This window comes from Bacillus sp. AFS088145 (assembly GCF_002564465.1).
Classification (GTDB): Bacteria; Bacillota; Bacilli; order Bacillales; family Bacillaceae_G; genus Gottfriedia.
Map to the genome: position 1 here is coordinate 1 of NZ_NUUX01000067.1, position 3,904 is coordinate 3,904.

General features: G+C 30.8%; 3 protein-coding genes. All 3 read left to right on the forward strand.

Annotation, left to right across the window (positions count from 1 at the left end; genetic code table 11):
- Positions 1-137: 137 nt before the first annotated feature.
- From COI44_RS23605 to COI44_RS23615, 3 genes are read left to right on the forward strand one after another with little or no spacing between them, the layout of a single operon-like run.
- Positions 138-1,892 (forward strand): ABC transporter ATP-binding protein, encoded by a 1,755-nt coding sequence (locus COI44_RS23605; RefSeq protein ID WP_098430052.1) that lies wholly within the window; start codon positions 138-140, stop codon positions 1,890-1,892.
- 23 nt (positions 1,893-1,915) lie between these two features.
- A complete protein-coding gene (locus COI44_RS23610; RefSeq protein WP_098430053.1) occupies positions 1,916-2,590 on the forward strand; it encodes a response regulator transcription factor in 675 nt (224 codons plus the stop codon).
- The gene (locus tag COI44_RS23615; RefSeq protein ID WP_179887244.1) at positions 2,587-3,654 is read left to right on the forward strand and encodes a HAMP domain-containing sensor histidine kinase; all 1,068 of its coding nucleotides are present in this window, start codon (positions 2,587-2,589) and stop codon (positions 3,652-3,654) included. Before COI44_RS23610 ends, COI44_RS23615 begins: the two co-directional genes overlap by 4 nt.
- Positions 3,655-3,904: the final 250 nt, after the last annotated feature.

Here is a 3,904-nt window from a genome sequence, read left to right on the forward strand (position 1 = left end):
TTAGGCTGATGTTTTTTTTGCGTTATAAAAGATAATCTTTAAGAGGAAAAAAAATTTAGTTCATTCTTTATTCATATTTTTGTTGTAAATTTTAAAGGTAATGTAGATAGAAAATAGTAAGTGTAAGGAGTAAAGATATGAAAGAGGAAACTAATACAAATAAAAAAAGTGACTGGAGAAATTTTATCTCTTTAATAAAAAATGCTAATCCTCCTAAATGGTTGTTTGCAATAGGCGTACTATTAAGTGTAGCCACTACTTTAGTCGGGTTACTATTACCTTTGCTTACAAAGAAATTTGTAGATGGTTTTTCATTAGCATCCTTAAGTACCGGACAAATAGCGGTTTTTGTTGCAGTACTAATTATACAGGCTATTTCATCAGCAGCTTCTATCTATCTGCTTAGCCGCGTAGGAAATACAGTTGTTGCCAATGTAAGACACCGATTGTGGAAGAAAATGATTGTACTTCCAATATCTTATTTCGATGAGACTCAGACTGGAGATAATGTTAGTCGAGTTACGAATGATACAGCTATTTTAAAGGGATTAATAACAGAACACATAACAAACTTTTTAACAGGAATCATTTCAATTATTGGATCTTTTATATTACTTCTAGTATTAGATTGGAGAATGACATTAGTAACTTTTAGTATTGTACCTGTCATTGCACTAATATTTATCCCCATTGGAAAACAAATGTCAAAATTATCAAAAGCAACCCAAGATGAGACAGCAAAATTCACATCATTAATAAGCCAAGCTTTTTCAGAAATTAGATTAGTAAAAGTTTCGAATGCAGAAACTACTGAAATTACTAATGGAAATAAGGGCATTAATAATTTATTATCTTTCGGTATTAAGGAAGGAAAGTTACACTCTTTCATTGGACCAATTGTTTCTTTTGTATTGATGCTTATTTTAGTAGTTATTATTGGCTATGGTGGGGTCAGAGTCTCATCAGGTGCAACAACTGCAGGGGCTTTAGTGGCTTATATACTTTATTTATTTCAAATTATCTTCCCAGTAACACAAATTACACATTTCTTTACTGAGCTTCAAAAAACAAAAGGTGCTACTGAAAGAATGATCAGTATATTAGAACTAGATGAAGAAGATTATCAAACTGGAAAAGTTGAAGTTGATATGAATTTACCAATTAAGATTAATAAGTTGCATTTTGCATATAAGGAAGAAGAGATGTTAACAAATCTTAATTTTGTGATCCCTCCAGGTAAGGTAACGGCTATTGTAGGACCAAGTGGAAGTGGAAAGACAACTTTATTTTCACTCATCGAACGACTTTACCTTCCAAAAAATGGAGAAATAACAATTGGAGATAATCCAATTAATAGTTTCAATTTAGAGAGTTGGAGAAAACAAATAGGTTATGTTGCACAAGAAAGTCCACTAATTGTCGGTACAATTAGAGATAACATTTGTTATGGGATTAAAAGAGAGATATCTGATAAAGAATTGGCTTATGTATCGGGTATGGCATATGTAGATCAATTTGTTAATGATTTACCTGAAGGTTTTAATACAGAGGTTGGAGAAAGAGGTATAAAACTATCAGGTGGGCAAAGACAACGAATAGGTATTGCGAGAGCTTTACTAAGAAACCCTAAATTATTAATGTTGGATGAAGCAACTTCGAATCTCGATAGTAGATCAGAATTAATTGTTCAAAATGCACTTTCCAATTTAATGAAAGGGAGAACTACTTTAATTATTGCTCATCGTCTTTCCACAGTTATAGATGCGGATCAAATTGTATTTTTAGATAAAGGAAAAATAACTGGTATCGGAACACATGAAGAATTATATAGTAACCATTTAATGTATAGAGAATTTGCAGATCAACAACTAAGAGTAAATAGTGCAGTGTAATTAAATTGAGGGAAGGTGTTTTTATGGCTAGTATTTTAATCGTAGACGATGATCCACATATTAGAAAACTATTAAATGTTTTACTTCGGGATGAGGGCTTTACTGTTTTTGAGGCTACAAATGGAATTGAAGCAATTAGTGTTTTTGAAGATAACAGAATAGATATGTTAATTATAGACTTAATGATGCCTAAAATGGATGGGTTCGAGCTTTGTCGAGAAATACGTAACAATTATGATCTTCCTATAATTATGTTAACTGCAAAAGGTGAAACCGAACAGAAAGTTAGAGGGTTTAAATTAGGGACCGACGATTATATCGTAAAACCATTTGAACCAGTCGAATTAGTTGTTCGAGTAAAAGCTTTGTTAAGAAGATCAAAAATATCTTCTTCTAAAATAGTTCAAATAGGAAGTTTAGTAATAGACCACGGTAATTACAAAGTTCTAAATGACAATGAAGTAATCAATATGCCATTGAAAGAGTTAGAGCTTTTATATACTTTAGCAAGCTCTTTAGGTAGGACTTATTCCAGAGAACAATTAATTGAAAACATTTGGGGATTTGATTATGCAGGGGATGAAAGAACTGTAGATGTCCATATAAAGCGATTGAGGGAAAGATTTCCCGAGAAAGAATTTGGTTTTAAAATTTCTACTGTATGGGGATTAGGGTATCGAATGGAGTTATTGAAATGAAAGTATTAAAAAAAATTAGAGATATTATAGGAGCTATATTATTATTAACGACTGCAATAACGATAGGAAGCGTAATTGTTCACTATTCTACTATTTACTTTTATGAACATCATCTTTCTAATTTATCAGACATAACGAAACAAATCATAAATACTTTTTTAACTTTTCTATTACTAATGCTCGGAGGAGCTGTATTCGGTAGAATGTTTCATCATCCAAAGCAAATGAAAATGGTAAAAGAAATAATGCAGGCAATTAGAAGTATTTCAAGAGGAGAGTTTAACGTATCAGTCGATCTTGAAAAATTCAGGAATGCATTTGGTGGTGAAATAGGACAGATAATAGATAGCTTTAACCATATGGCAAAAAATTTAGATCAAATGGAAAACATGCGACAAGAGTTTATTTCTAACGTTTCACATGAAATTCAATCGCCTTTAACATCTATTAAAGGTTTTGCTAAAGTATTACAAAATGAGAGTTTACCATTAGAAGAGCGGAAGCAATATTTAAATATAATTGAGTATGAAAGTACAAGATTATCGAAGCTTAGCGATAATTTACTAAAGCTAACTTCACTAGAATCACAAAACCAGCCAATAGAAAAGAACAGTTTTTCATTAAATAGCCAACTTATGTACTCATTGTTAAGCTGCGAACCTCAGATATTAGAAAAAAATATCAATATGCATGTTGATCTTGGTAAAATTGATTTTATTGGAGACGAGGTTCTTTTGAATCAGGTTTGGATGAATTTAATTACAAACAGTATAAAGTTTACTTCTAATAATGGTGATATATTTATATCTGCTACACAAGATAATGACAAGGTAGTTATACAAATTCAAGATACAGGAATTGGTATTTCTGAAGAAGATCAAGTGCATATATTTGAAAGATTTTATAAAGCAGATAAATCAAGAGACAGAACAACCGGCGGAAATGGATTAGGTTTATCAATTGTAAAGAAAATTGTTGATATGCATAACGGAATAGTATATGTAAAAAGTGAGATCGGTAAAGGGTCATTATTTGTAGTAGAATTACCTGTAACAGCGGGGTAATTGTTTTTCATTATAGTAAATAGCGTTTAGCCAAGTTAACTATTCTTTAGCTATAATGAAAAACATTATCTTTTTTTATTATAAAGTTATTGCAATCATAAAAGAATAATGGTATATTGTTAATCGTTGTCACATTAAACGAATAAATGAGGCAATAAAATAATATAAAAAAGTTGTTGACCAAACAAGCTTGGATGTGTTATTATTATATAAGTCGCTAAGAGATGAAGCGACAAAATGAACTTTGAAA